The organism is Aeromonas rivipollensis (assembly GCF_010974825.1).
Taxonomy (GTDB): domain Bacteria; phylum Pseudomonadota; class Gammaproteobacteria; order Enterobacterales; family Aeromonadaceae; genus Aeromonas; species Aeromonas rivipollensis.
The window spans coordinates 1-1,062 of sequence record NZ_JAAILA010000052.1 but is presented as its reverse complement, the minus strand read 5'-3'; the positions used below and the strand labels follow the sequence as shown (position 1 = coordinate 1,062).

The window sequence follows — 1,062 nt, the reverse complement described above, 5'->3', positions numbered from 1 at the left end:
TTTCGAGGTTATCGACGAGGTTGTTTGCGTTGCCGCTTGCCCTGTCGATGGAGGCGCATTATAGGGAGCTGAAACTTTCTGGCAAGCAGATAATTGCAAAAAGATGGCTTTCATCAACCGTTCGCTCACAAAGCCACCAATACGCATATTAAGCGAACGAAATCAGCCCGCGACAGGTACTGAAACGGCAAAATCGTGCAGATTGTCATAGATGGTATCAGCCAGTGCAATGCCCTCATCAGTCACTGCCTTGCCGGTGCGTACCATCACCTTGTGTCCGACCCCGGCATTGATGGCCGCTTTCAGGTCGGAAGGCTTGTCACCCACCATATAAGAACGCGCCATGTCGATGCCCAGCTCCTGTTGCGCCAACAGCAGCATGCCGGGTGCAGGTTTGCGGCAATCACAGGGAGCGCCGTGATCCGGATGATGGGGGCAGAAATAGATGCCATCGAGGTCAACGTCCCGGTCAGCCAGTGACCAGTCCATCCACTCGGTCAGGTTCATGAAGTCGTCTTCACTAAAGTAGCCGCGGGCGATGCCGGACTGGTTGGTGACGACGATCAGCTGATAGCCCTTCTTCTTCAGCAGCTGCAGGGCTTCGATCACCCCGGGCAGGAAATGGAAGTCATCGACCTGGCTGACATAACCGGTGTCTTCGTTGATGACTCCGTCACGATCCAGAAAAATGGCGGGTTTACTCACGGGCACTACCTCGGTAATAGATGTTTGAAAAGTGTCTCACTGGGGGAATAACGCCCCAAAAAATAAAAGGGGCAGCCGAAGCCACCCCTTTCATGTGTGCATTTAAAGTATCGATTAAGCGATAACTTTAGCTACAACACCAGCACCTACGGTACGGCCACCTTCACGGATAGCGAAACGCAGGCCGTCGTCCATCGCGATCGGGGCGATCAGGGTAACAACCATTTTGATGTTGTCGCCTGGCATTACCATCTCTACGCCTTCCGGCAGTTCGATGGTACCGGTCACGTCGGTAGTACGGAAGTAGAACTGCGGACGGTAGCCCTTGAAGAACGGAGTATGACGACCACCTTCTTC

At 53.6% G+C, this 1,062-nt stretch carries 2 protein-coding genes; both read right to left on the bottom strand.

Annotated features, from left to right (window positions below; translation table 11 throughout):
* Positions 1-162 precede the first annotated feature (162 nt).
* Positions 163-705 carry a D-glycero-beta-D-manno-heptose 1,7-bisphosphate 7-phosphatase gene (gene gmhB, locus G4923_RS21090; RefSeq protein WP_163138199.1) on the bottom strand — a complete coding sequence of 181 codons (543 nt, stop codon included), beginning with the start codon at positions 703-705 and terminating at the stop codon, positions 163-165.
* Between the two features lie 114 nt (positions 706-819).
* On the bottom strand, positions 820-1,062 hold a 243-nt coding region (locus tag G4923_RS21085; protein ID WP_445423564.1), incomplete at its 5' end, for an EF-Tu C-terminal domain-related protein.